Below are 24,040 nucleotides of genomic sequence, written 5' to 3' on the forward strand. Positions count from 1 at the left end.
TTAGTTCCCTTTCGGAAGAACGAAGGTCAGATCCGCGACGTCCTCGAGCTTCGCGATCTTCTCCTCGGCCTTGAGCGTGCCGTTCTCGATCAAGACGTTCTGCAGCGTCTCGAATTGCTCCGGCGTCAGCACCTGATCGGCCGACCACGTTCCTTGCTTTTTGTAGTTCGCCACCGACTGGGCGATCATATCCTCCGGCGTGCCGTCGAAGAACGGCTTGAGCGCCGCTACGATGTCCGCCTCGGAGGCGGTCTCCAGCCAGGCCGCGCCTTCGTGGACGGCCTTGGCGAACTTCGCGACGACGTCGGGATGCTTGGCGATATAGTCGGAGGTCGCCACATACGACGTTTCCGGGAACGGGCCGAACGACTCGCCGAGCGAGGCGGCGTAATACGCTTTGCCTTCCTTGACCAGCGTCGAAGCGACGGGCTCGAACAGCTGAATAAAGTCGCCCTGCCCGCTGGCGAACGCGCCGGTCATCGCGGTGGAGGCGATGTTGGTGACGACGTTTACGCCCTGCACTTTCTCCTTCTGGAGCATGGAGTTCATCACCATCTGCGGCGAGCTGCCCGGCCGCCAGCCGATGACGGTCTTGCCTTCGAGGTCGCTCCATTTGAACGCGTCCAGCTTGTTCCGGGACAGCAGGAACGAGCCGTCCGTGACGGTCAGCTGGGCGAAGATCTTCAGCGTCTTGGCGCCCTTCTGATTGTGGATATAGATGGCGGTTTCCGGTCCGACGAGCGAGATGTCCGCCGTGCCCGCGATCAATGCGGCCGCGCCCTTATCCGAGCCCTGGGCCGTATTCATGTCGATCTTGAGGCCCTGCTCCTCGAAGAACCCCTTGGAGATGGCAATATAGTGCGGAGCGTAGAAGATCGAACGGATAACTTCGGAAAACTTGACGGTGACGGTCCCGGCCGAACCGGCAGATGGCGACGGCGAGGACTCGGCGGAGGCGGACGGCGACGCGGAGGGCGACGGCGAATCCCCCTTGCCGCTTCCGCCGCAGGCGGCGGCCGCCAAGACGAGGGCGATCGACAACAGCATCAAGGCTACGGCCTTTGTTTTCCCCATTTTTTCTCCCTCTTCCTGCCTGGGTGATGGCTTGGTTTCGACGGTATGTGCAGGCTGCTTAGACATCCGTCTATGGTTACATATGCAGAAAGCCGCCCATTTGCCAGCGGGATCGTCGTAATCCGGCCAAAAAATCTCGCCCGGCTCGCCCGTATCTGCCACCAGACGGCAGCTATCGCGCAATATCGCCCGGTCTCCCTCCCTGCTCCCCCTTCTTCTTCCGGAAACGCTGCCGCTTTTCCGGCCCGCGCGGCTGAGCCGACGTCGAATTCGTTTGGCGGCACGGCAAAAAGGAGCCCGAAGGCTCCTTCCTACGTACGGATGAGGTAACATTAGCTGACGGCGATCCGCCGCCGGACGAACCCGGCGCGTCAGATGGCGGGCATGACGTTGCCGCCGCTGACGGGGATATAGGCGCCGGTGATGAAGCTGGCCAAGTCCGAGGCGAGGAAGGCGACGACGTTCGCGATCTCTTGGTCGGTGCCCCGGCGCTTCAGCGGCACGGAACGCTCATAGCCTTCGTTGCGCTCGGTGGCGTTCTCCCGGTCCCGATCGCTGATCGTCCAGCCCGGCGCCACCTGGTTGACCGTGATCTGGTGCTCGCCGACTTCTTTGGCCAAGATGCGGTAGATGCCGTCCATCCCCCGCTTGCCCGCGACATAGGCGGACTGCGTGGGGAAGTTCTGCATGACGCATTCCGTGTTGATCCCGATCATCCGGCCGCGGCCGCGCGCGATCATGTCCGGGACGAAAGCCTTGCCCAAATGGACGCTCTGGAGGACGCAGGATTCGAACTGGCTGACGTAGTCGGAGACCGGCTGTTCCAGGATGGTCGTCCATTGGTATTGTACGACGGCGTTCGCGACTACAATATCTACGGGGCCGCGTTCGGCGGCGACCCGAGCCTGCATCGCTTGGACGGAGTCGAGGCTCGTCACGTCGGCCTGCGCCGTGACCGCTTCGCGTCCGAGCGCGCGGATCTCCTCGCGCAGCTCGTTCGCCTTCGCTTCGTTTCCCTTGTAATGCAGAACGAGATCGGCGCCGCACTGCGCGAGCGTCCGCGCCATGACCCGGCCCAGCTGGCCCGTCGAACCGGTGACGAGCGCCGTGCGCCCGGAGAGATCGATCTTCATTGTTGGTCCTCTCCCTTCGGATCCGTCGGCAGGCGGAAGTCGATCTCGAGGAACCGCGTCACCTCGGTCTCCCACCGTTCCCGAACGAATTGCATGTGCGCGGGATGGTCGTTGTAGGCGTCGTAGTCAGCCTGGCTCGCGAAGTCCATCGAGAATCCGTACGCGTAATCGTTCTTCGCGCTGATTTGATCGTAGGCTCCGAAGTTTCGAACCGTCGGAATGGAGGTAAGCATACGCCGACCGTCCTCGAGAAATTGCCGGGCGGCGGCCGATTCGCGGGGATGCTTCAGGTCGAATACGACCATATGTCGGATCGTCTGGGCGTTGGGCAGCGTCATGTGAGCTTCCTACCTTTCTGGCACACAGGTGCGTTTGTTCGTCGTTTGTTAGCTATTTTAGCATATCTCGGTCCCCTGGAGATAAACAATTCTGCCCTTTTGCAACTCGAATGGCCTCATAATCGTCAAATTCTGTGGATTTTCTTTCTTTTGCTTCCACGCCGCTTCGCTTACAATATGTTAGGAAATGTTTTCCCTATTTCTCTTACGATCCGGAGGATTCCATGACTGACCCCAAGAAAAAATGGCTTCGCAAAACCCTCATCAGTGCGTCGATCACCCTTGGAGCACTCATTCTGGTCGTCGGCGGCTATGCCGGTTACCTCTACTATAAGGCGGACACCGCCATCGGCAAGATGGCCAGCCACGAACCCGCAGCTTCGCCTACGCCCTCCGCTCCTTCCGCCACCCAGGAGGTGAACACCAAGGCCGTCAAAGGAGACGAGTACCGCCCGCACACGTTTCTGCTGGCCGGCATCGATCATCGCGACGGCAGCGGCGGCACGCTCAACACCGACGTGCTCATGCTAGGCAGCATCAATCCGAGCACGCACGCCGCCAGCCTCGTCTCGCTGCCGCGCGATCTGCAGCTCAAGCCGAAGACGCTCGCCGCGCACAAGGCCAACTACTACTATGCGTACTTCTACAACAAAAACAAAGACTCCGCGCTATCCGAGACGCGGGCGTTCTACAGCGAGCTGTTCGACTTTCCGATCGACTACATGGTGCTGATCAACTTCGACGGCATGCGCCAGCTGGTCGACGCCGTTGGCGGACTCGACATCGACGTCGATATGAATATGCGCTACCGCGATAGCGCGGACGGCACCGACATTAACTTGAAGAAGGGGCTTCAGCACCTGAACGGCAAGCAAGTGCTCGACTTCGTCCGTTACCGCAAGTCCAACCAAGGCACGCAGGAGTCGTCCGATATCGCCCGCAACGCCCGTCAGCAGCAGGTGCTTCGCGAGCTGGTCGACCAGCTCGCCAGCTTCCAGGGCATGACGCAGTGGGGCAAGGTGCTCGATCTGCTCGGCGACAACGTCAAGACCGACATTCCGGAATCCGAAATGCGCCAGTGGATCCTCGGCTTCAACAAAGTGAAGCCGAATACGATCGAGATGATTCCGCTCGAGAGCCGCTGGGAGAGCCCCTTCATTTACGTCAAGGAAGACGACCTCAAGCTCGCGCTGGAAAATCTGCGGTCGATCGTCGGGATGTCGGCGCCGGCCAGAGACTTGAAGCTGGCGGACGTGGTCGGCGTCGATCCGTCGCCGGATCCGGACAAATCCAATTGAATCCTCATCATGCAAAAGGGACTGCAGCCCGGTCGATGATCGAACCGGCTGCAGTCCCTTTCCTGTAGCGACGGGAATCCGCGATGCGATTATCCTCTGAACGTCAGCGTATAGGGCTTGCCGTCTTCCTCCGTCTTGATCTTGTTCCAGCCCGCCGCGTCCGTGATACCGTCCCGGAACTGGACCCGGTACGTGCCTTCGGGATCGAGCTTCTCCTTCAGGGTGAGCTGCACCTCGGCCACGATCTTGCGCGTGTCCTGTACGGACTCGCCCGCGATCTCGAGCGTTGAGCCGTCTTCCCGCAGGATGCGGAATGCCGACGACGAGACGCCGCGTACCGGCTCGCTGAACGTGATCTTCACGGTCTTGTCGTCCAGGGCGGCGGCGCTGCGGGCGAAGGGGATCGGATTGGCGTTGTCCGTGCCCGCGAACGGTTTGCGGTTCGCCTCGTTCGCCGTATTCAAGCCTTTGATGCCGGTCGCGCGGCCTTCATAGACGTGCCCCGCCAGGAACAAGGCCGGATTGGCGTTCGCCCCCGTGCGGAACTGCACGGTTACTGCGTTGTCCGTCCCCGGCTTGCGCTGGACGTAATCGCGCCAATCGCCGCCGGAGAGGCTCCCCCCGTTATCCGACACGATCGCGAGGTTCAGGGCGGCGACGTCTTCGTCAAACAGGCGTCTGTTGAAGGAGACGAGAACGGTGTTCTGATCGACGACCGAGAGCGATTGAAGCGAGATCGCGCTCCCCGGTCCTTCGCCGTTGCCGGGGAAGGTGACGCGGGTGTTCGCGGCGATCGCGAGCCCGCTGAGATCTTTGACGTTGTTGATCGTCAGCGCGTACGACTGGCCCGATGCCTGCGCGGCCGTCGTCAGCGTCACGGTCAGGTTCGCGTCGTCATAGCTGACGGCGACGGGCTGGCCGAGACCGCCGTCGAACTGGTAGTTTCGCGCGTCGCTTGCCGAGTCTCGGTCAAGCCGCTCGCTGAAGGTCAGGACGACCTGATTCTTGGATGCAGCCACCTTGGAGATGGTAGGCGGCGTACGGTCGACTACGCCTCCGAACAGCAGATCCGTCTGCCGGTCCATCCGGTTGCCGGCAAGGTCGGAGATGCCCGAAACCGTAAGGCGGTATAGCGTTCCATCCTGCTGCTGCGTCGTGGTCAGCGTGACGGTCAGGCCGTCCGACGCGAGGATGGCGCGCGTGATGCCAAGACCGTGATCCACGCTGTAGTTGGCCGTGTTCGCCGCTTCCTGCGGATTGACCTTTTCGCTGAAGACGACGGTGACCGTCCCGTCGCGGTTCGCCTTCACGGACTTTACGGTCGGCTTCGTCTGATCGTTCACGGCGGTGAATTCCACGTTGCTGCGGGTATCCATCACGTTCCCCGCCAGATCCGCGATGTCCCGGATCGTGATGCGATACTTCTGCCCGTCGCGCTGCTCGTTCGTCCACAGCGTTACCGTCCGCCCGTCGTTGTCGATGGCGGCGCGCTGCACGTAGAGCCCGTTGTTCAGGCTGTAGTTGCGGATGTCCGTCGCTTGTTGGACGTTCACCTTTTCGCTGAAGACGACCCGGATTGCGTTCCCGTTCAGCCCGGCGACGGACTGAACCGTCGGCTTCGTGTTGTCGTCGACGCCTTTGAAGATCAGGTCGCTGCGGGTGTCCATCGCATTCCCGGCGAGATCGCGCACGTTCTGCACGACGAAGCGGTACGTGTACCCATCGCGCTGGCGGGACGTCGTCATCGTGACCGTCTTGCGGTCATTCGACTGCTTCAGGTTGGACAGCTGCAGGCCGTCGCCGATAAAGCCATAGTTGCGGACGTCGGTCGCGGATCCCGCTTCGACCGGCTCCGAGAAGACGAGCTGCAGCACCCGGTTCGGGAGCGCCGAAAAAGAGACGAGCTGCGGCTTCGTCGAATCTTCCGGCAGCGCGGAATACCGCCAGCTGTCTCCGTCGATAAACAGCCTGTGGGAGACATAGGCGAGCTGGGGATCGGTCGTCACCCAGATCGTTTTGCCGTCCGCGCTCAGACTCACTTGGCGGATGGAGACGGATCGGCCTTGATCGTCCTTCACCGCAAAGCGAACGGGATCGACGGTCTTGATCGCCTGGTTCAGGACAACCTGGACGACGTTGTTCGAGGTCGGCTGCACCGACTTCACCGAGATTTTCTCAAAGTTCATCTGCCGATAAACGGCATAGGCGGCGTCGACGAGCAAGGCGCGCGTCGCCTTCACCGTGTAGTCGCTCCGGGCCGAGACGATCTGCCGATCGAGCGCGATGGCGACCGCGCTGCGTGCCCAGGCGGATACTTTGCCGTCCACGCGCGTCGTACCGGCATCCGTATAGCCGTAGGCCCGCACGAGAATGGCCGCGAGCTGCTCCACGGTTACGGGCGAGGCGGGCGCGAACTTGCCGTTGCCGACGCCCTGCATGAGCCCCGCCTTGCGGACGGCCTCGATCTCTTCGTACGACCAACGCGTCTTGAGCACGTCATAGAAGCTGGCTTTGGCCGGCCGCTCCTCCTTCAATTGCCACAGCCGAAACAAGACGGCCGCGAACTGCTCCCGCGACATTGCCTCCTGCAGGCGCGCGCTCCCGTCGTCGAAGCCCGTGAAAATACCTTTGTCGCGCAGCACCTCGAACTTCTGCTCGGTCGTGAGCGACTCGGCCGAAGCCGCGAAGACCGGCATGGCCAGCGTCACGATCAGCAACGCTAGCAGCAATTTGCGTAGCCTATTCATCCTGTCGTTCCTCCTCGGTCGATGGCGGTCATCCGCCAATTCGCGGGCGCTTCGGCCCCGCGGTGTAATCTATGACGCGCGATCGTCGCGGAAGGTTTCGCTGCGGGACAGGCAGCAGCTTGACCCTTTCGGCGTTTTTTTTCGCGAAGAACGGAGGCGATCCGACAAGCGCCCGCGGCGGTTGCGGCGGACGGACCGGGATCTTGGAGGCGAACGATCGGACGCTGGGGGGAATGGTGTCGATCGACAGACGGGCGGGACGCCAAAACCAGCCAAAAAAAGAAGAGGGATGAGGCAAGAAAGATGCTTATGCAGCGGGGGGATACATCCGGTGCCTGCGGCTCAGCGTAACCCGAAAATATTCGGGTTGCAGGCTGCAATCGCCGGCTGCGGCCCCGCGTAGTCCGATATATTCGGGTTACCGTCCGCTTTCGGCACCTGCGGCCCCGCGTAACTCGAAATTCGGCTCACAGCTCGCAATCGGTGCCTGCGGCTTGCGTAACATGAAAAATCGGGTTACAGTTTCCACATTCGGCACCTCACACGATCTTCCGCAATCCGCCTCTCCCGTAAAGCAACCAACGCAAGCCGCACCGCCACCTCTGTCCGGCATCCGAAAATCGAATAGATTGACCGACCGTTTCAGTCAAACCTCCGATAGCATGGAGCGATAATATAACGAAGGCAGCTCCGGACTTTTCGCCCAGTGCTGCCTTCCCGACTGCTGACCCGGCATCTCCTCGGATCAAGCCCTATTGTTTGTCCGTAAGTTTGGTAAAACGACGGACTTAGCGGCCCGGCTTCCATCATCTGGCGTTGCCGCTCTCCTGCCGCTCTCCTGCCACTCTCTTGCGGCGAAACGATCAGCTGTTGCCCCAGTAGACCAGCACAAGGATCACGTTCAGCGCCAGCAGCGCCGGCACCCCGGCCGTGAACGAGCGATGCTTGGTTTTGTGCCGGAAGACTCGCATCCCCATCAGCATGCCGAACGCGCCCCCGATCGCGGCCACCGCGAACAGCCGCTTCTCGGGCACCCTCCGCTCCCTGTGCATCGCCTGCGTCTTATCGTATCCCATCATGAAAAAAGCGATCACGTTGATCGCGACCAGATAGAAAAACAGGTACCGCAAGCTTTCTCCTCCCCTCGCGCGGTTTTCTCCTCATTCCGTTCCGAGCGAGCCGAACGAAGACGGTCTCGGCCGTTCGCGCGGCAAGCAGCCCTGCCGTCGCCTCTACTCCCGCAGCGCGTCCCGCAGGCGGCTCGACATCCCCGACACGGCTGCGCCGGCAGCCGCCTTGCGCGCGCGCTGCAGCTCCTCCTTGAGCTTGGCGTTCTCCGCGCGGAGCTCGGCCAACTCCGTCTCGGCGGCGTCATCCCCGAACGCCTCTCCGTTCGCGTAATAGGCCGCCGGACGATACGTCCGGAAAGCCACCTCCAGCTCGGGAATCCCCAAGCCGCGCAGATGGCGATCAACGGCGCGGGCAAAGCGCCCCCGCTTCTCCGGACCGCGGTCGAACCAGGCGACCTCGACGAACGGAAAGGAGGGGACGACTTCTCCGCCACTCCAGGCGGTCGTATGCAGGCATTCCAACATCATCTCGTCCGCCGGGCACTCGCAAATCTCGGCCAGCTCGTCCGCGAGCGGTCCGCTCACGGCCCGGATCTGCTCCGGCGTCACTCCTCGGAACAACAAGTGCGGCATTCGTACAATCTCCTTCGTCTTGAACAAGTTTTCGCTCTCCCCATTATGCAGGCAAACGCGCCCGCCTGCAAAGCCTCGATCCCGCAACGCAGCCCGATTGCGCAACGCGGCGTTGCGCGAAGGCGGCTTTCTGCGGTAAGATCGGAGAAGAAATCCAAGGAGGTGTATTCCCAATGGGAATGTCCAACGCCAAGAAAGCCCGCCGCAAATCCGAGCGGGAAGGCAAGCTGAACCCCGAGATCGGACGGGGCGCCTGGCAGCGCAAACCGATCACGCAGGTCGTGCCGAATCGAAAAGCCGAACAGCGCCGTTCGCAATGCCGCTCCAAGGGCACAAGCGATGGCGCTGTTTTTTTGCCGGCTGCGGCCTAATCGGCGCGCCGGAACGATTACCTTTCGCAGATGGGACGCTCAGGGCTTGAAAGCCATCGCGGCTTGAACGGCCGTCTGCCAGCCCGCATACAGGCGGTCCCGTTCTTCCTCCCCCATCGAAGGGGCGAAGGCCGCTTCCTTCCGCCACAGCTCCGCGATTTCCTCCCGGCTTTCCCAGTAACCCACGGCGAGACCCGCCAAATACGCCGCTCCGAGCGCCGTCGTTTCGTTCACTTCCGGCCGGTCCACCGGCACGCCCAGGATGTCGCTTTGGAATTGCATGAGCAGGTCGTTGCGGACCGCGCCGCCGTCGACCCGCAGCGTCTTGATCGCGATGCCCGAGTCGCGCTCCATCGCGTCCAGCACGTCCTTGGTCTGATAAGCGAGCGACTCGAGCGTCGCGCGGATGAAGTGCTCCTTCGTCGTGCCGCGGGTCAGTCCGAAGACGGCGCCGCGAACTTCGCTGTCCCAATAAGGCGTGCCTAAGCCGACGAACGCCGGCACGACGTAGACGCCCTCGGTCGACGCGACCCGCTCCGCGTACCGCTCGCTCTCCCGGGCGTCGCCGAACATCCGCAGCCCGTCGCGCAGCCACTGGATCGCCGAGCCGGCGACGAAGATGCTGCCTTCAAGCGCATAAGCGACCTGACCGTCTATGCCCCATGCGATCGTGGTGAGCAGCCCGTGCGCCGACGAGACGGCCTCCGCCCCCGTATTCAACAGCATGAAGCAGCCGGTGCCGTATGTATTTTTGGCCATGCCCGGCTCGAAGCACGCCTGTCCGAACAGCGCCGCCTGCTGGTCTCCCGCGATGCCGGCGATCGGGACCTCGTGGCCGAAAAAATGGCGCTTGTCCGTATGGCCGTATACCTCCGACGAGGATCGGACCTCCGGCAGCATCGACGCCGGGACGCCGAGGAGGTCGAGCAGCTCCTCGTCCCACCGCAGCTCGTGAATGTTGTACATCAGCGTTCGCGAGGCGTTCGTATAGTCCGTCACGTGCGTCCGGCGTCCCGTGAGCCGCCAGACGAGCCACGTATCGATCGTGCCGAACATCAGCTTGCCCTGCTCGGCTTTTTCCCGCGCCCCTTCGACATGGTCGAGAATCCATTTGACTTTCGTTCCCGAGAAGTACGGGTCGATCAGCAGTCCCGTCTTGCGCCGAAACGCCGGCTCATGGCCGTCTCTCTTCAGCTGCTCGCAGATGTCCGCCGTCTGACGGGACTGCCAGACGATCGCCTGGTAGACGGGGATGCCGGTTTCCCGATCCCAGACGACCGCCGTCTCCCGTTGGTTGGTGATGCCGATCCCGGCGATCTGCTCGGGCTGCACGCTCGCCTCCGACAGGACGGTCGCGATGACCGCCAGCGCGGACGCCCAGATCTCGTTCGCGTTGTGTTCGACCCAGCCCGGCTTCGGGAAGTATTGCGGGAACTCGCGCTGCGCCGCGTGCACGATCCGCCCCGTCCGGTCGAACAGAATCGCTCTCGTACTCGTCGTGCCTTGATCCAGTGCCATCATATACCGCTCCATGCCGTCCGCCTCCTCGATCGTCGTTTTCCTGGTTCGTTCAGCCGCTAGCCGAGCCTGGGATTCCGGGGCTTGTGCGGCAGAGGGTGGCGGACCGCGAGTCCGTTCGCCAGCCGCAGCCACGTCTCGAAGCGCCGCTCGCCCTGCCGCAGCCGGATGACGCGTGCGCCGCGCGAGAACAGCCATCTGCCGTACGTATGATAGCCGGACGCCCGTCCGTAGCAGAGCCGGATGCCGTCCAGCGTCCCTTCGAAGTCGTTGATATGGTCGTGGCCGCAAAAGGTGCCCATCACGTCCCCCCGTTCCTTCATCGCGGCGAACATCCCCGAGTTGAACTTCGGGCAGGCGATGCCTTCATAGCGATGACCGTAGCAAACCTCGGTCCGCCACACGTCCGCATATTCGGGCAGCGGAATGTGGAAAAAGGCGAGCGCCGGCAGCGCTCCGTCCTTCGCCCCCTTGCCGAGTCGCTGCGACTGCATCCGGTACCATTCGATCTGATCCGCGCGGATCCAGTCGTAGCCCGAAATCCCGGGGTCTTCGGAGTAGCTGCCGCTGTCCAGGCAATAGATCGCGGCGCGGGGGACGCCGTCGCGGTCCGCGACGGTCAGCGCGTAGTTGCCGATGCCGTGAACGGCCTTCGGACCTGGCGAGGCGAGACAGTGCCGCTGCGACATCAGCGCATCCATCAGCTCCGCGCGCGAGACGGACGCCTCGCTGTCGTGGTTGCCAAAGACCGCCGCCCAAGGCGTACCCGACCGTTCGACGGGCGCAACCGCTTCCAGCAGCGACTGCTTCGGATCGCGGCAATCGAGGCTGTAGATCAGATCGCCGGTGAACACGACGAGGTCCGGCCGCTCCGCAGCCATCACCCGCTCGATAAGCGCGCGTGTCCGCCGGTCTTCCTTTTCCCCGTTCTGCCAGTGGAGATCCGTGAATTGCACGATCTTGAATGTGCCGTCCTCTCCGAAGCGCAGCTTCGTCTCCATGCCCGTCTCCTCTCTCGTTTTCGTCACTCCCTATCATAGCGCCGCGACCGGCCGCAAACCACCCTTTTTCCGGAGCAGCCGGCAAAAAAAACGCCGCCGATCGCCCTATGGGGTTTCGGCGGCGTGCGGGAAAACGCGCTCGCGTCACATCTCGATCCCCATGACCGCCGGGACGCCTTCGTCGTAGTAATGCTTGACCGGCTGCATCTCCGTCACGAGATCGGCCTCTGCGACGATGTCTGGATGCGCGCCGCGGCCCGTCAGGAGCAAATGCATGCCTTGCGGCCGCGTCCGGATGACCTCCAGCACCTCGGCCAGCGGCAGGACATCGTCGATCGGAAAACGATCGATGGCGAGCGCATTGTTGATCTCGTCGAGGATGATCAAATTCTCCTGCCCATTCAGGATGCGGGACTTGGCGAAAGCCCAGGCTTCCTTCAGCGAAGCCCGATGCTCCTCCGGCGTCTTGAGCCAGGTGAAGCCGATGCCCGTCTGAACGATTTCGACGCCGAGCTTCTCGAGCGCGATCTGCTCCCCGTACGACCGCTGGGGGGACTTGATGAATTGAATGACGAGCACCTTCTGGCCCCGTCCCGTTGCTCGCAGCGCCAGCCCCATCGCCGCGGTCGTTTTGCCTTTTCCGTCGCCGGTATAGACAAGGACGAGTCCCCGCTCCTTGCTCGGTTTCGTTTGACCGTTCGTTCCCGCATTCGTCATCGGGTACCTCCTCCTTGTCGAATGAAGTGTTCGAGCAGCGCCATATCCAGATGCCGCCGCACATGGTCAGCCAGCCGGTCAAAGGCCTGCTCCCGCTGTTCGGTGTAGGCCGTCGCGGCATCGCCGGGCGGCAGCCCTTTGCGGGCGCGCAGGCCGTCGAGCCAGGCGCGCCGCAGCCCGTCATTGCGGAAAATATCGTGCACGTACGTGCCCCATACGCGTCCGTTCGCCGTCTCGGCTCCATCCAGGCGCATTTGCCCCTCCGTTGCGGCCTCGCGTTCGGAGCGCAGCTGCAGCGGCCGCGCGGCCGCTTCGCCGGTCGCGATCGTCGTCCGCCCCATATGAATCACGTAGCCGGCGACGGGCCAAACGTCCTCGCCGCCGAACGGACGCCCAGACGCGGACCCGATGACCCGCTCGGTATACTTATCCGCCGTGAACGTCGTCTCCGTCGGCAGCAAACCCAGCCCCGCCGTCTCGCGCCGCGGCGACTCGACGGCGTCCGGATCGAGCAGCCGGCGGCCGAGCATCTGGTAACCGCCGCAAATGCCGACGACGCTGCCGCCCCGCTCCGCGTAGGACAGCAGCCGCGCCTCCAGCCCGGTTTCGCGCAGAAACGCGAGATCCTCCGCCGTGTTTTTGCTGCCGGGCAGCAGCACCGCGTCGGGCTCTCCCCATTCCGACGCGCTCGTCACGTAGCGCAGCCGCACGTCCGGCTCCGCAGCGAGCGGGTCCGCGTCGGTGAAGTTCGCGATCCGGGGGTAACGGAGCACCGCAATATCGAGTCGCCGGTGCGTCGCCTTCCCGGACGTCTCGGAGGGGGTGCCGGACGCTCGCCTCTTGGCGTCGAGCGAAGCGGAGTCCTCATCCTCCAGCCCGAGATCCGGCAGGAACGGCACCACGCCGACGACGGGAATCCCCGTGCGGGCTTCCAGCCAGTCGAGGCCCGGCCGCAGAAGCGACACGTCACCCCTGAATTTGTTGATGACGATGCCTTTGACCCGAGCCCGCTCCTCCGGCTCCAGCAGCTCGAGCGTCCCGACGATCGCCGCGAACACGCCGCCGCGGTCGATGTCGGCGACGAGCAGGACGGGTGCGTCCGCCCAGCTTGCCAGCCGCATATTGACGATATCCCGATCCTTCAGGTTGATCTCCGCCGGGCTGCCCGCCCCTTCGATGACGATCACGTCATAGGCGGAGCGAAGCCGCGCCAGCGCCTCCTGCACGAGGACGGCGGCGATCGGCAAATATTGCTCGCGGTACGCGCGCGCATCCAGATCCCGGTACGGTTTGCCGTGCACGACGACCTGCGAGGTCATCTCTCGGGTCGGCTTCAGGAGAATCGGGTTCATGTCGGTCGTGGCCGGAATGCCGCACGAATCGGCCTGCATGCCCTGCGCGCGGCCGATTTCCTTGCCGTCGGGCGTGACGTAGGCGTTGTTGGACATGTTCTGCGACTTAAACGGCGCGACCCGGTACCCGTCCTGCTTCAAAATGCGGCACAGGGCGGCGGCGAGAACGCTTTTGCCCACGTCCGAGGAAGTGCCTTGAAGCATGATCGTAGCTGCTTGTGGCATAAGGTTCTCTCCTTCATCCGCTGCGGCCGGCGGGGCGGAAGGGAATCCCGGCGGCCGAGGAGGTGTGTTGGGGGAATGACGGAACGTGCGCGCCTTAATCGAGGGCGCGACCTTCTTGGGTCAGCACTTCGCCCAGCTCGCGCAGAAGCCGCTCGTTCTCCTCGCGCAGCCGGACCGCGATGTGGAAGTAGCGGGCGTCGAGACCCGGGAACAGCGAAGCGTCGCGGATCAGAATGCCTCGCCGGGCGAGCAGCGCCTGCAGGCGCTTGACGTCGAAGCCGGCCGAGGGAGGCAGCGAGACGAGCAGATAGTTGACGTCGCCCGGCACGACGTCGAGACCCAGCTTCTGCAGCCCGCGAATCAGCCAGGGACGCTCGGCCTGGAGCCAAGCGCGGGTCCGCTCGGCGTACGCCCGCTCCTCCAGGACGGCCTCGCCGATGCGCTGGGCGAGGAAGTTGACGCTCCAAGGCGGCTGGAGCGCGGCGAGTTCGGCGACGAGGGACGGGTGCGACACGAGGAAGCCGAGCCGGATGCCGGGGATGGCGTAAAACTTCGTCATCGAGCGGAACACGACGAGTTGCCGCGAGGTGGCGGCTTCGCGCAGCCAGGAATGATCCTCCTCGTCCGGCACGAAGTCCATGAACGCTTCGTCCAATAGCAGCGTGCGGCCGGTCTCCCTGAGCCGGGCGATCGCGGAGCGGGGCAGCAGACGGCCGGTCGGATTGTTCGGGTGGCCAAGGAAGACGCACCCGTCCTGCGCCGGGGGGACGAGCGCGGCGAGATCGTCGTCGCCGGGGAGAAATCCGTTCTCCGCGCGCAGCCGCACCTCGCGGACCGGAACGCCGGCTTTGCGGAGCGCGTCGCCGTACTCCGTAAAGGCGGGCTGCGCGAGCCCGGCCGACGAGGGCTGCAGTCCGCGCACGGCGAGATCGATCAGCTCCGCGGCGCCGTTGCCGACGATGATGCTCCCCTCCGGGACGCCGTACGCGCCGGCGAGCTTCCGCCGCAGTCCGCGCACCGCCGGGTCGGGGTAACGGGCGATGTCCCGCCAGCCGCCCAAGATCGCCTGCTCCACCGCCGGCGGCGGCCCCCACGGGTTCATATTCGCGCTGTAGTCGAGCCATCCGTCCGCCGGACGGCCGTACGTCTCCTCCGCCGTAATCCAATCTCCGCCGTGTCCGTACACTTCCAGCATGCGGTCTCCTCCTCGTCTTGCTAATTGTCCTTAGGACCATTTCGATGTGTGTGGGGCGGGATGGTCAAAAGTTGGGACGATCTCATCGGAAGGGGCGGGGCGAGTTAGTCGGTTTTTCCGAGTAACTTACCTGCTGGTGGCACCCTGTTGGGTGAGTTAGTCGCTTTTTCCGAGTAACTTACCTGCTGGCCGCACCCTCTTGGACGAGTTAGTCGGTTTTTCCGAGTAACTTACCTGCTGGTGGCTCCCTTTCGGGCGAGTTAATCGGTTATTCCGAGTAACTATTCTGCTGGCGGCACCCTTTCGGGCGAGTTAGTCGCTTTTTCCGAGTAACTTTCCTGCTGGCGGCACCCTGTTGGGTGAGTTAGTCGGTTTTTCCGAGTAACTTTCCTGCTGGTGGCACCCTCTTGTGCGAGTTAGTCGGTTTTTCCGAGTAACTTACCTGCTGGCCGCACCCTTTCGGGCGAGTTAATCGGTTATTCCGAGTAACTATTCTGCTGGCGGCACCCTGTTGGGTGAGTTAATCGGATATTCCGAGTAACTTTTCTACGGGCTGGGCCATCCCAGACACGATCTTTGATTTTCCGACGATCTCCCCGTCACCCGTCTGTCCACGCCTCAATAGTGGTACAGCACCGCCACGAGCAGGAGCAGCAGCCCTAGCTCTAGCAGCTCGTTGATCGCGCCGTAGACGTCGCCGGTCAGGCCGCCCAGCTTGCGCGCGATCGCCGCGGCGAGCAGCGAGCCCGCCGCATATGTGAAGCCGGCGGCGACGCCATACGCCAGCGCGGCTTGCGCCCAGCCCAGCGGCAGGCCCGCGCCGGCCGGCGCCCAGGCCGCCAGCACCGCCAGTATGGCCGCGCTGAGCGCCGTCGCGACCGCGAAGGCCGCTGCCGCATGCCGCGCGCTCACGCCGCGGAACAGCCCGCCGAGCCCGCCGCCCGCCGCGCGGGCATAAGGCCAGCCGGCGATCGCCGCGGGGAGGAACGCCCGGCTCCACGCCGGGATCAGCGCGAGCGCTCCCAGAAGCCAGGCGGTTCCCCCGTCCTGCAGCAGCGACGCCAGCAGGGCAACGCGAAGCAGCACGGACAGCGAGCCGGCCAGGACGCCCATGGCGCCGACGCGGCTGTCCTTCATGATTTCGAGCATCCGCTCTCGCGACCGGTGGCTGAGCAGCCCGTCGGCCGTGTCCATCAGGCCGTCCAGATGCAGCGCGCCCGACCAGCCGATCCAGACGGCCGCGAGCAGGACGGCGGCCGGCCAAGGCGGCAGCCCCCACCGCAGCAGCGCGCCGATCCCGGCCGTCCCGAGCCCGATGACGAGCCCCGCCGCCGGGAAAAAGACGACGCTGCGGCGGAACTCTCGCTCGGAAGTCTGTCCCCCCGGCGACGGTACCGGCAGCCGCGTCAAAAACTGCAAAGCGGCGACTAGCGATTCCACCCAAACCAACATGCGACGATCAATCCTCCCGCCAAAATGTAGCTGACGCCGTACAGCAGCCGCACGGCCAGCCGGATGTCGCCTGGCGCGATGGCGCGCAGCGGCCAGCCGAGCCGCGCCCGCTCGCTGACGATGCCTCCGTAGCGGTTCGTTCCGCCAAGCTCGATGCCCAGCGCGCCGGCCACGGCCGACTCGGGGATGCCGCTGTTCGGGCTCGGATGCAGCCGGGCGAAAGTCCTGACGGCCCGCCATGCCCGCGAGGCCGATGCCGGCCGCAGCGCCGCTGCGACGATCGTCAGCAGCACGCCCGTCGCCCGCGCCGGCAAGTAATTCAGCACGTCGTCGAACCTCGCCGACGCCCAGCCGAAATCCCGGTAACGCTCGTTGCGGTAGCCGACCATCGAATCGAGCGTATTGGCAGCCCGGTAGAGCATCGCGAGCGGCGCTCCGCCCAGCAGGGCGAACGCCAACGGCGCCACGAAGGCGTCCACGGTATTTTCGGCCACCGTCTCGACGGCCGCTCTCGCGACTTCCGGCTCGTCCAGGTGCTCCGTGTCCCGGCCGACGATCCAGCCGACCTTCTCCCGCGCTTCCGAGAGATCGCCTCGGATCAGCGGACGATACACGGCCATCGCCGCCTCCTTCAACCCGCGGACGGCCAGCGTGGTCGAGATGAACCACGCGTTCGCGGCGATGCCCAGCCATGGATGCATCCAGGCGGCAACCGCGCACGCGCCCCAGCATAGGACGCCGGAAGCTGCGGTCACGGCGACCGTCAGCAGAATGCCCTTCGTCCGGCTGGCCGCGCGAGACTCGCCAGGACGGCGCAGCACCCGCTCGAGCCGGGAAATGAGCTTTCCAATCCAAACGACGGGATGCGGCAGCCAGCGGGGATCGCCGACCAGCCAATCTGTTGCGATTGCGAGGACCCCGGCGAGCAGGATCTCCTGAACCGAAAAAAAGATCACGGCGACGCTCCCGCCCCCGGCCATGCGAACGCGAGCCGCTTCAGCTCCACAGGGATGCCCGCCGTGACGAGGAACACCTCGTCGCTGACGGCCGCGATCTGGCGGTTCAGCACGCCCGCCAGATCCCGGTAGACGCGGCCGAGCGGATAAGCCGGCACGACGCCGTCGCCCACTTCGTTCGTCACCAGGATGACGCAGCCTTTCATGCCGCCCAGCGCTTCCGCGAGCGTCTGCATGCGCTCTTCGATCCGCGCCTCGGCGTCCGCTTGACCTTCCTCCCGCAGCAAGTGGTTGGACAACCAAAGCGTTAGGCAATCGACGAGCACAACGGGCTTCTCGCGGAGGCGCAGCAGCGTCCCCGCCAGATCCAGCGGTTCCTCAACCGTCCGCCACGCGAATCCGGACCGTTCGCGCTGCGCGCGATGCAGGGCGATCCGCCGCGCCATCTCTTCGTCGAGCGCCTCCGACGTCGCCACGTACACGCCCTCCCGGCCATGCAGCGCCGCATACCTCTCGGCGAACGCGCTCTTGCCGCTGCGCGCGCCCCCTGTCACCAGAACGATCATCTTCCGAATTCCTCCTCCCGAACGCGATTGATCCCCCGGTCTCCGAATCTCTCGATATTCCGGGTCCTCCGACTCTTTTGACCTCGTGCATGCCCAGGATCTTTGTCCGTTCGTGCCATTCTCCGGCGCAAGCTCACCTGAACCGCACGCCTTCCCTGCTTCGTTTATCCCTTCGACACGCCGGCGCTGTCGAACGTAGCCATCTCGCGCAGCACGCTGCCCGCGGCGTCGAGCAGCGGAAAAACAAGCGCCGCGCCCGTCCCTTCGCCGAGCCGCATGCCCAGATGCAGCATCGGCGACAAACCCAGCTCGCGCAGCGCAAGCCCGTGACCGCGCTCCTCCGACAGGTGGGACGCGATCAAATAAGGCTCCACGCCCGGCGCCAGCTTGGCCGCCGCGATGGCGGCAACGGCGGAGATGAAGCCGTCGACGATGACGGGGCATCTCCGCGAGGCGGCACCGATGATGACGCCGGCCAAGCCCGCGATTTCGAGGCCGCCGAGCTTGCTCAGCACGTCCAGCGGATCGTCCGCATTCGGCCGGTTGACGGCGATCGCCCGCACGATGGCTTCCCGCTTGCGCGCAAGGCCCGCGTCGTCGATTCCCGTGCCGCGGCCGACGACCTCTCGCGCCTCCAAGCCGCCCCACACGGCGAGCAGCGCGGCGCTCGGCGTCGTATTGCCGATGCCCATCTCCCCGGTCGCGAGCAGCCCGTAGCCCTGCCCGCACAGCTCCTCGACGACGCCGATGCCCGTCTCCAGCGCCCGGACGGCCTCTTCCCGGGTCATCGCCGGTCCCTGCGCGATATTGGCCGTCCCGCTCCGCACGCGCCTGGCGAGCAGCCGCTCGTGCGCCAGCTCCCCCTTCACGCCGATGTCGACGCAGACGACTTCGGCGCCCGTCTGGCGGGCCAGCACGTTGATCGCCGCGCCGCCGCCGAGGAAATTCAGCACCATCTGCGGCGTGACCTCCTGCGGGAAGGCGCTCACGCCCTCCTCGCAGACGCCGTGGTCGCCGGCCATGACGACGACCGCCTTGCGCAGCGGCGCCACGGGCACGGGCACCCCCGTGATACCTGCGAGCCGGATCGCGAGCGTCTCCAGGCTTCCCAGGCTACCAGGCGGCTTGGTCAGCTGATCCAGCCGGGCTGCGGCTTCGTGCATGGCGGCTTCGTTCAGCCCGCATATCGCGCGGACCGCCGCCTCGAGCTTGCGTCCCGGCGGCAGCGCGGGCGGCGCCTGTCCTGGCGCCGCACCGGTCGACGCATCCGGCGACGCTGCGATGTTCGGCTCGGCGCCGAGCCCTTGTTCCTCCGGACGATGCTGATCCCCGATCGTCAATGCGATTCCCTCCTCTTCTCTTCCTCCGCGTTCGGTTGAAGCAGCACCTGCGGCACCCCGAGCGCCGGATGCGGCGTGACGAGGGGCTCGATGCCGTAGATCTCGGCGATCCGGTCCTCGGTAAGCATCTCAAGCGGAGAGCCGACGCCCACGACGCGTCCCCGATGCAGCAGCAGCAGCCGATCGCAGTAGAGCGCCGCCAGGTTCAGGTCGTGCAGCACGGCCACCACCGTGAGCCGGGCTTCGCGCTGCCACTCGCGGATCCGGTCCATCAGCTGAATCTGCCGGCCGATGTCCAAATACGTCGTCGGCTCGTCCAGCAATAGCAGCCGGGGCTGCTGAGCCATCGCCTTCGCCAGCGCGACGCGCTGCCTTTCCCCGCCGCTCAGCTGATCGATCGGCCGCTCCGCGAGCGGCTCCAGTCCCAGCCTGGCGACGATCGCGTCGAGGTGCCTCCCCGCGTCCTCTTTTTCTTCGCCGAGCCAGTTTTGAAACGGAAACCGCCCCATCTCCACGACCTCGCGCACCGTGAAGCCGACCGGCGGCAGCGCCTCCTGCTCCAGCACCGCGAGCCACCTGGCCAGCTCCTTCCGGCTGTAGCCGCCGACCGGTCGCGCCTCGCCATCCGGGCCGCCGAGCCGAACCACGCCCCGATCCGCCCGCTCGATGCCGGAGAGGAGCTTCAGGAGCGTCGACTTCCCGCTGCCGTTCGGGCCGAGAATGCCGAAAAACGCGCCTTCCCGCACTCGAAAGTCGATCCCGCTCAGCACTTTGGCGTCCCCGTAGCTTTTATCTACGCACCGTACCTCGATCATCGCCTCACCCCCTCGCTCCATGCTTGTTCCTGCGCAGCAGGTATGCAAAGAACGGCGCCCCGAGAAACGCCGTCACGACGCCGATCGGAATCTCCGTCGGACTGAGCAGCGTCCGCGCGAGCGTGTCCGCCCACAGCATATACGCGCCGCCGAGCAGCGCCGACAGCGGCAGCAGCAGCCGGTAGTCGGGACCGGCCAGCAGGCGGACCAAATGCGGCACGACGAGCCCGACGAAGCCGATGATCCCGACGATGGAGACGGCCGCCGCCGTCATCAGCGTGCTCACGACGAGCACGATCAGCTTGGTGCGCTCGACCCGGATGCCGAGATGAGCAGCCTGACGCTCCCCAAGCGCGAACAGATTGAGCGAGCGGGCATAGCTCAGCAGCACGACGAGCCCGACGGCTAAATACGGAACGAGAACGGCCGAGAACGACCAGCCCCTGAGTGCCAAGCTGCCCAGCATCCAGAACACGATCTCGTTGATGACCTTGTCCGACATCGACACCATGAACGACACCATGGAGCCCAGAAAAGCTTGAAGCACGACGCCTGCGAGCAGAAGCGTCTCCATCCGGATGCGGCCCTGCACCCTTGCCAGACGAAGCACGAGCGCGAGGCTGAGCAGTCCGGTGCCGAACGCCACGATCGGAATCGTCCACTGCGCGTAGAGAGGGCCGAAGCTGAGACCGGTCAAAATGAGAAAAGCGGCGCCGACGGCGGACCCGGACGCCACGCCGAGCGTATACGGATCGGCCAGCGGATTGCGCAGTACGCCCTGAAAACCAGCCCCCGCCAGCGACAAGCATGCGCCGGTGAGTATAGCGAGCACGATGCGGGGCAAGCGGATTTTCAGAATGATCTGCTCGGATGCGCTCGGCCAGTCGGGCCGGATCGCCTCCGACAGTCCCGGCAGCCGATGCAGCAGAATGCCCCAGACGTCGGCGAGCGGCAGGCGCGCCGAGCCCAGAGACAGGCTGACGACGGCGGACAGGAGGAGGAGCGCGAAGCTCGCTCCCCCCCATATCAGCACTTTGCGTCGCACGTCAGGATACCAGGTCGGGGTAAATCGCCTTGGCTACGGCCAGCAACCCTTGGGTCAGGCGAGGACCCGGACGGGACAGCAGGTCTTGGTCGAGCCCGATGACCCGATTGTCCTTGATCGCCTGGATTTGATCCCAGCCGCTGCGCCCGCGGATGAGCTCTTCAAGCGTCTTTCCGGACTTGTCGTCCTTCACGCCTTGGGTGAAAAGGATGACGTCCGGATTGCGCTGCACGATCGTCTCTTCGTTGATCTGGTTCCAGCCTTCGGTATCTCCGGCGACGTTCTCGCCGCCAGCGAGCGTAATGATCTCGTCCATGAACTCGCCTTTGCCGACCGTCCAGCCCGGGGAGAATTCAACGTAGACTTTCTTTTTCTCCTCCGGCTTAAGACCGCCGACCGCGTCCTTCACCTTCTGCACGTCCGCCTTCATCGAATCGACCAGCGCTTCGGCTTGCGCCTGGCGGTCGGTGATGAGGCCGATCTGCAGTATGCCGTTCATGACGTCGTCCAGCGTTTTCGCGTTCGTCTTGTACACGCTCAGCTTGAGCTCGCGGAACTTGGCGACGACGTCCTCCTTCATTGAGATGCCCGTGATGACCAGCTCCGGCGTCAGTCCGACGATCGCTTCTTCGTTCGGCTTGGTCACGCCGCCGACCTTCGGCTTGGTCGTTGCTTCCGCCGGATAGTTGTCGTAATCGGAGACGCCGACGACCTGGTCGTTCAACCCCAGCGCGAACAGCATCTCCGTCTCCGCCGGCGACGTCGAGACGATCCGCTCGGGCGCCTTGTCGAACGTGAACGATTGGCCCGTCGCGTCCGTTACGGTGATCGGGTACTCCGTATGCTTGTCGTTCGCGCCTGCGTCGGCGGAAGCCGATGCCGAGGCGGTCGAGGACGGACTGGCTGAGGCCCCCGTCCCGGATGCGGACGGCGCCTCGTTCTTCGCCCCGCAGGCGGATGTGACCGCGAGCAACGCGGCAAGCAAAAGTCCCCATACATAACGCTTCATGATTCCATCTTCCCCTTTGAGCCTAAAGTATGGCGAGAAGCGCTTCACGCATCGGAATGACAAACCGGGCAAGCCGTGCAACGAAGATGACCCCCTTCTTCCGGTCGGAAAAAGGGGGTCAGCGGATCAGGAGAACGAGGATGCGCCGGGACGGAACGGGAAAGCCGAAGATTTCCCCGCGCCGAAACGGGCATGCGTCACCCTGATGAAGCCGATCCTTTTCCACGAAGGATTTCGTTGGCTAAGCGCAGATAGGCAGGTCTCCTGGCTATCGGGTCTTGCGACTTCCTCGCCTTCCCATTCCTGGCGGAACAGTGGCCTGCTGAGGTCGTCCCCGATTTACAGTGGCGGGACCGCGCCGGATTCGCACCGGCTTCCCTTTTAACCCGGCCGACGTTGCGTCGGACAGGCACCTACTGGCTGTCAATTCATTCGATTGGTCAAGCGTCTATCGCTGTTCGACATTATAGCCTAAGTGGGGGACGATGGGTAGTCTTTGTTTGCATTTTAAAAAAGACCGGGCGTAGGCCCGGTCCTTTCCAAACGACTCTTATAGCTGACTGGCCGAGATCGCTTGCTCGAGGTCCGCGAGGATGTCGACGATCGATTCCGTGCCGACCGACAGCCGGATCATGCCCGGCGTTACGCCGCTCGCGAGCTGCTGCTCCCCGGACAGCTGCTGGTGCGTCGTGCTCGCGGGATGGATGATGAGCGACTTGGAGTCGCCCACGTTCGCCAGATGCGAAAACAGCTTGACGGAGGCGATCAGCTTCTTGCCGGCTTCCACGCCGCCCTTGATATCGAACGTAAGGATCGCGCCCTGCCCCTTCGGCAGGTACTTGCGCGCCAGCTCATAGGACGGGTGTCCTTCAAGGCCGGCGTAGCTGACATTCTCGACCGCATCGTGCGCCTGGAGGTACTGGGCCACGGCCAGCGCGTTCGAGCTGTGGCGCTCCATCCGCAAATGCAGCGTCTCCAGCCCTTGAAGCAGCAGGAACGAGTTAAACGGCGAGATGGACGAACCCAGGTCGCGCAACAGCTGCACGCGCGCCTTGATGATATAGGCGATCGGGCCGACCGCTTCGGTGTAAACGACGCCGTGGTAGCTCGGATCCGGCGTCGTGAGGCCCGGGAACTTGCCGCTTGCCGCCCAGTCGAACTTGCCGCCGTCGACGATGACGCCGCCGATCGCGGTGCCGTGACCGCCGATGAACTTCGTCGCCGAGTGGACGACGATGTCCGCGCCGTGCTCGATCGGACGGAGCAGGAACGAGCTCGGGAAGGTATTGTCGACGATGAGCGGGATCCCGTTCTCATGCGCGATTTTGGCGACCGCCTCGATGTCGAGGACGTCTCCCTTCGGGTTGCCGATCGTTTCGGCGAACAGCGCCTTCGTCTTGTCCGTGATCGCCGCGCGGAAGTTTTCCGGATTCGACGAGTCGACGAACTTCACGTTCAGGCCGAGCTTGGGCAGCGTCGTCGAGAACAGGTTGTACGTGCCGCCGTACAGCGTGGAGGACGAGACGATCTCGTCTCCCGCTCCCGCGATGTTCAGCAGGGAGAAGGTGATCGCGGCCTGCCCGGAGGACGTCGCGAGTGCGGCTGCGCCGCCTTCGAGCGCGGCGATGCGGTTCTCGAACACGTCGGACGTCGGGTTCATGATCCGCGTGTAGATGTTGCCGAATTCCTTGAGGGCGAACAGGTTGGCCGCATGCTCGGCGTCTTTGAAGCCGTAGGAGGTCGTCTGGTAAATCGGCACCGCGCGCGACTGGGTCGCCGGATCGATCGACTGACCCGCGTGGACGGCGAGAGTTTCCGGCTGATATTGAGGTTCATTTGCCATAGGGATTCACGCTCCATTTGGAATAAGGATTGGTTTCCTTACCCATTCGCGCCTTAACCCCTTAATTCCTCCATGTAAGCTTGCCTTTTTGTCACTTCCTTTGTCGGATGTCGATAAAATTTATCTATCTTGCCAAAATGGACATCTTGTATATTACTTCACATTTTCCACACATCGCTCTAACGCGAACGCGGCGCCATGTACGGAACCTGTTACCGCACATCGTCGCTCTAACGCGGCCTCGGCGCCATGTACGGAACCTGTTACCGCACATCGTCGCTCTAACGCGGCTGCGGCGCCATGTACGGAACCTGTTACCGCACATCGTCGCTCTAACGCGGC

At 64.2% G+C, this 24,040-nt stretch carries 21 protein-coding genes and 1 riboswitch; of the genes, 2 read left to right on the plus strand and 19 right to left on the minus strand.

Translation table 11 applies throughout. The features are described 5' to 3' along the window. From LKX83_RS27755 to LKX83_RS27765, 3 genes are all read right to left on the minus strand, one after another. Nucleotides 1-1,074, minus strand: a complete 1,074-nt coding sequence (locus LKX83_RS27755) for an ABC transporter substrate-binding protein (RefSeq protein WP_227886093.1) — start codon at nt 1,072-1,074, stop codon at nt 1-3. A gap of 371 nt (nt 1,075-1,445) precedes the next feature. After that, nucleotides 1,446-2,207 (minus strand): SDR family NAD(P)-dependent oxidoreductase, encoded by a 762-nt coding sequence (locus tag LKX83_RS27760; protein ID WP_227886094.1) that lies wholly within the window; start codon nt 2,205-2,207, stop codon nt 1,446-1,448. Beyond that, nucleotides 2,204-2,545: a Dabb family protein gene (locus tag LKX83_RS27765; RefSeq protein ID WP_227886095.1), complete on the minus strand. Its 342-nt coding sequence runs from the start codon at nt 2,543-2,545 to the stop codon at nt 2,204-2,206. The genes LKX83_RS27760 and LKX83_RS27765 overlap by 4 nt, the downstream gene beginning before the upstream one ends. 224 nt (nt 2,546-2,769) lie before the next feature. Here LKX83_RS27765 and LKX83_RS27770 point away from each other — a divergent pair, with 224 nt between their 5' ends. Beyond that, nucleotides 2,770-3,843 carry an LCP family protein gene (locus LKX83_RS27770; RefSeq protein ID WP_227886096.1) on the plus strand — a complete coding sequence of 358 codons (1,074 nt, stop codon included), beginning with the start codon at nt 2,770-2,772 and terminating at the stop codon, nt 3,841-3,843. Between the two features lie 89 nt (nt 3,844-3,932). On the opposite strand, the gene LKX83_RS27775 is transcribed toward LKX83_RS27770, so the two are convergent. From LKX83_RS27775 to LKX83_RS27785, 3 genes are all read right to left on the minus strand, one after another. Next, the gene (locus tag LKX83_RS27775) at nt 3,933-6,590 is read right to left on the minus strand and encodes an Ig-like domain-containing protein (protein ID WP_227886097.1); all 2,658 of its coding nucleotides are present in this window, start codon (nt 6,588-6,590) and stop codon (nt 3,933-3,935) included. Nucleotides 6,591-7,453: 863 nt separating this feature from the next. Beyond that, nucleotides 7,454-7,720 (minus strand): DUF1294 domain-containing protein, encoded by a 267-nt coding sequence (locus LKX83_RS27780; protein WP_227886098.1) that lies wholly within the window; start codon nt 7,718-7,720, stop codon nt 7,454-7,456. A 102-nt stretch (nt 7,721-7,822) separates the two neighbouring features. Continuing rightward, nucleotides 7,823-8,293 carry a DUF1904 family protein gene (locus tag LKX83_RS27785; RefSeq protein WP_227886099.1) on the minus strand — a complete coding sequence of 157 codons (471 nt, stop codon included), beginning with the start codon at nt 8,291-8,293 and terminating at the stop codon, nt 7,823-7,825. Between the two features lie 173 nt (nt 8,294-8,466). Between LKX83_RS27785 and LKX83_RS27790 the strand changes: the two genes are divergently transcribed. Then, a complete protein-coding gene (locus LKX83_RS27790; RefSeq protein WP_227886100.1) occupies nt 8,467-8,664 on the plus strand; it encodes a hypothetical protein in 198 nt (65 codons plus the stop codon). A 39-nt stretch (nt 8,665-8,703) separates the two neighbouring features. Here the strand turns inward: LKX83_RS27790 and glpK are convergent, their stop codons facing one another. The 13 genes from glpK to LKX83_RS27855 form a co-directional block, all read right to left on the minus strand. Further along, nucleotides 8,704-10,197 carry a glycerol kinase GlpK gene (gene glpK / locus LKX83_RS27795; protein ID WP_227886101.1) on the minus strand — a complete coding sequence of 498 codons (1,494 nt, stop codon included), beginning with the start codon at nt 10,195-10,197 and terminating at the stop codon, nt 8,704-8,706. Nucleotides 10,198-10,241: 44 nt separating this feature from the next. Next, nucleotides 10,242-11,183 (minus strand): metallophosphoesterase family protein, encoded by a 942-nt coding sequence (locus LKX83_RS27800; RefSeq protein WP_227886102.1) that lies wholly within the window; start codon nt 11,181-11,183, stop codon nt 10,242-10,244. 144 nt (nt 11,184-11,327) lie between these two features. After that, nucleotides 11,328-11,900, minus strand: coding sequence for a cob(I)yrinic acid a,c-diamide adenosyltransferase (gene cobO / locus LKX83_RS27805; protein WP_227886103.1), 573 nt, complete (start codon nt 11,898-11,900; stop codon nt 11,328-11,330). Beyond that, entirely contained in the window at nt 11,897-13,477 is a 1,581-nt protein-coding gene (locus LKX83_RS27810; protein ID WP_227886104.1) for a cobyric acid synthase, read from the minus strand. Before LKX83_RS27810 ends, cobO begins: the two co-directional genes overlap by 4 nt. 94 nt (nt 13,478-13,571) lie before the next feature. Continuing rightward, nucleotides 13,572-14,672 carry a threonine-phosphate decarboxylase CobD gene (cobD, locus tag LKX83_RS27815; protein ID WP_227886105.1) on the minus strand — a complete coding sequence of 367 codons (1,101 nt, stop codon included), beginning with the start codon at nt 14,670-14,672 and terminating at the stop codon, nt 13,572-13,574. 618 nt (nt 14,673-15,290) lie between these two features. Next, nucleotides 15,291-16,124 (minus strand): adenosylcobinamide-GDP ribazoletransferase, encoded by an 834-nt coding sequence (cobS, locus tag LKX83_RS27820; RefSeq protein WP_227886106.1) that lies wholly within the window; start codon nt 16,122-16,124, stop codon nt 15,291-15,293. After that, nucleotides 16,100-17,080 (minus strand): adenosylcobinamide-phosphate synthase CbiB, encoded by a 981-nt coding sequence (gene cbiB, locus LKX83_RS27825; protein WP_227886107.1) that lies wholly within the window; start codon nt 17,078-17,080, stop codon nt 16,100-16,102. Before cbiB ends, cobS begins: the two co-directional genes overlap by 25 nt. After that, nucleotides 17,077-17,646, minus strand: a complete 570-nt coding sequence (cobU, locus tag LKX83_RS27830; RefSeq protein ID WP_227886108.1) for a bifunctional adenosylcobinamide kinase/adenosylcobinamide-phosphate guanylyltransferase — start codon at nt 17,644-17,646, stop codon at nt 17,077-17,079. Before cobU ends, cbiB begins: the two co-directional genes overlap by 4 nt. Nucleotides 17,647-17,810: 164 nt before the next feature. Beyond that, nucleotides 17,811-18,872, minus strand: a complete 1,062-nt coding sequence (gene cobT, locus LKX83_RS27835; RefSeq protein ID WP_255654942.1) for a nicotinate-nucleotide--dimethylbenzimidazole phosphoribosyltransferase — start codon at nt 18,870-18,872, stop codon at nt 17,811-17,813. 110 nt (nt 18,873-18,982) lie between these two features. Next, nucleotides 18,983-19,801, minus strand: coding sequence for an ABC transporter ATP-binding protein (locus LKX83_RS27840; protein WP_227886110.1), 819 nt, complete (start codon nt 19,799-19,801; stop codon nt 18,983-18,985). Between the two features lie 4 nt (nt 19,802-19,805). After that, nucleotides 19,806-20,846 (minus strand): FecCD family ABC transporter permease, encoded by a 1,041-nt coding sequence (locus LKX83_RS27845; protein ID WP_227886111.1) that lies wholly within the window; start codon nt 20,844-20,846, stop codon nt 19,806-19,808. A gap of 1 nt (nt 20,847) precedes the next feature. Beyond that, on the minus strand, nt 20,848-21,855 hold the full coding sequence (locus LKX83_RS27850; RefSeq protein WP_227886112.1) for an ABC transporter substrate-binding protein: 1,008 nt from the start codon (nt 21,853-21,855) through the stop codon (nt 20,848-20,850). A 237-nt stretch (nt 21,856-22,092) separates the two neighbouring features. After that, nucleotides 22,093-22,287: riboswitch (cobalamin riboswitch) on the minus strand. Between the two features lie 118 nt (nt 22,288-22,405). Next, nucleotides 22,406-23,698 (minus strand): homocysteine synthase, encoded by a 1,293-nt coding sequence (locus tag LKX83_RS27855; protein ID WP_227886113.1) that lies wholly within the window; start codon nt 23,696-23,698, stop codon nt 22,406-22,408. Between the last annotated feature and the right edge of the window lie 342 nt (nt 23,699-24,040).

It is taken from the genome of Cohnella baijiui (genome assembly GCF_020731285.1).
Classification (GTDB): domain Bacteria; phylum Bacillota; class Bacilli; order Paenibacillales; family Paenibacillaceae; genus Cohnella.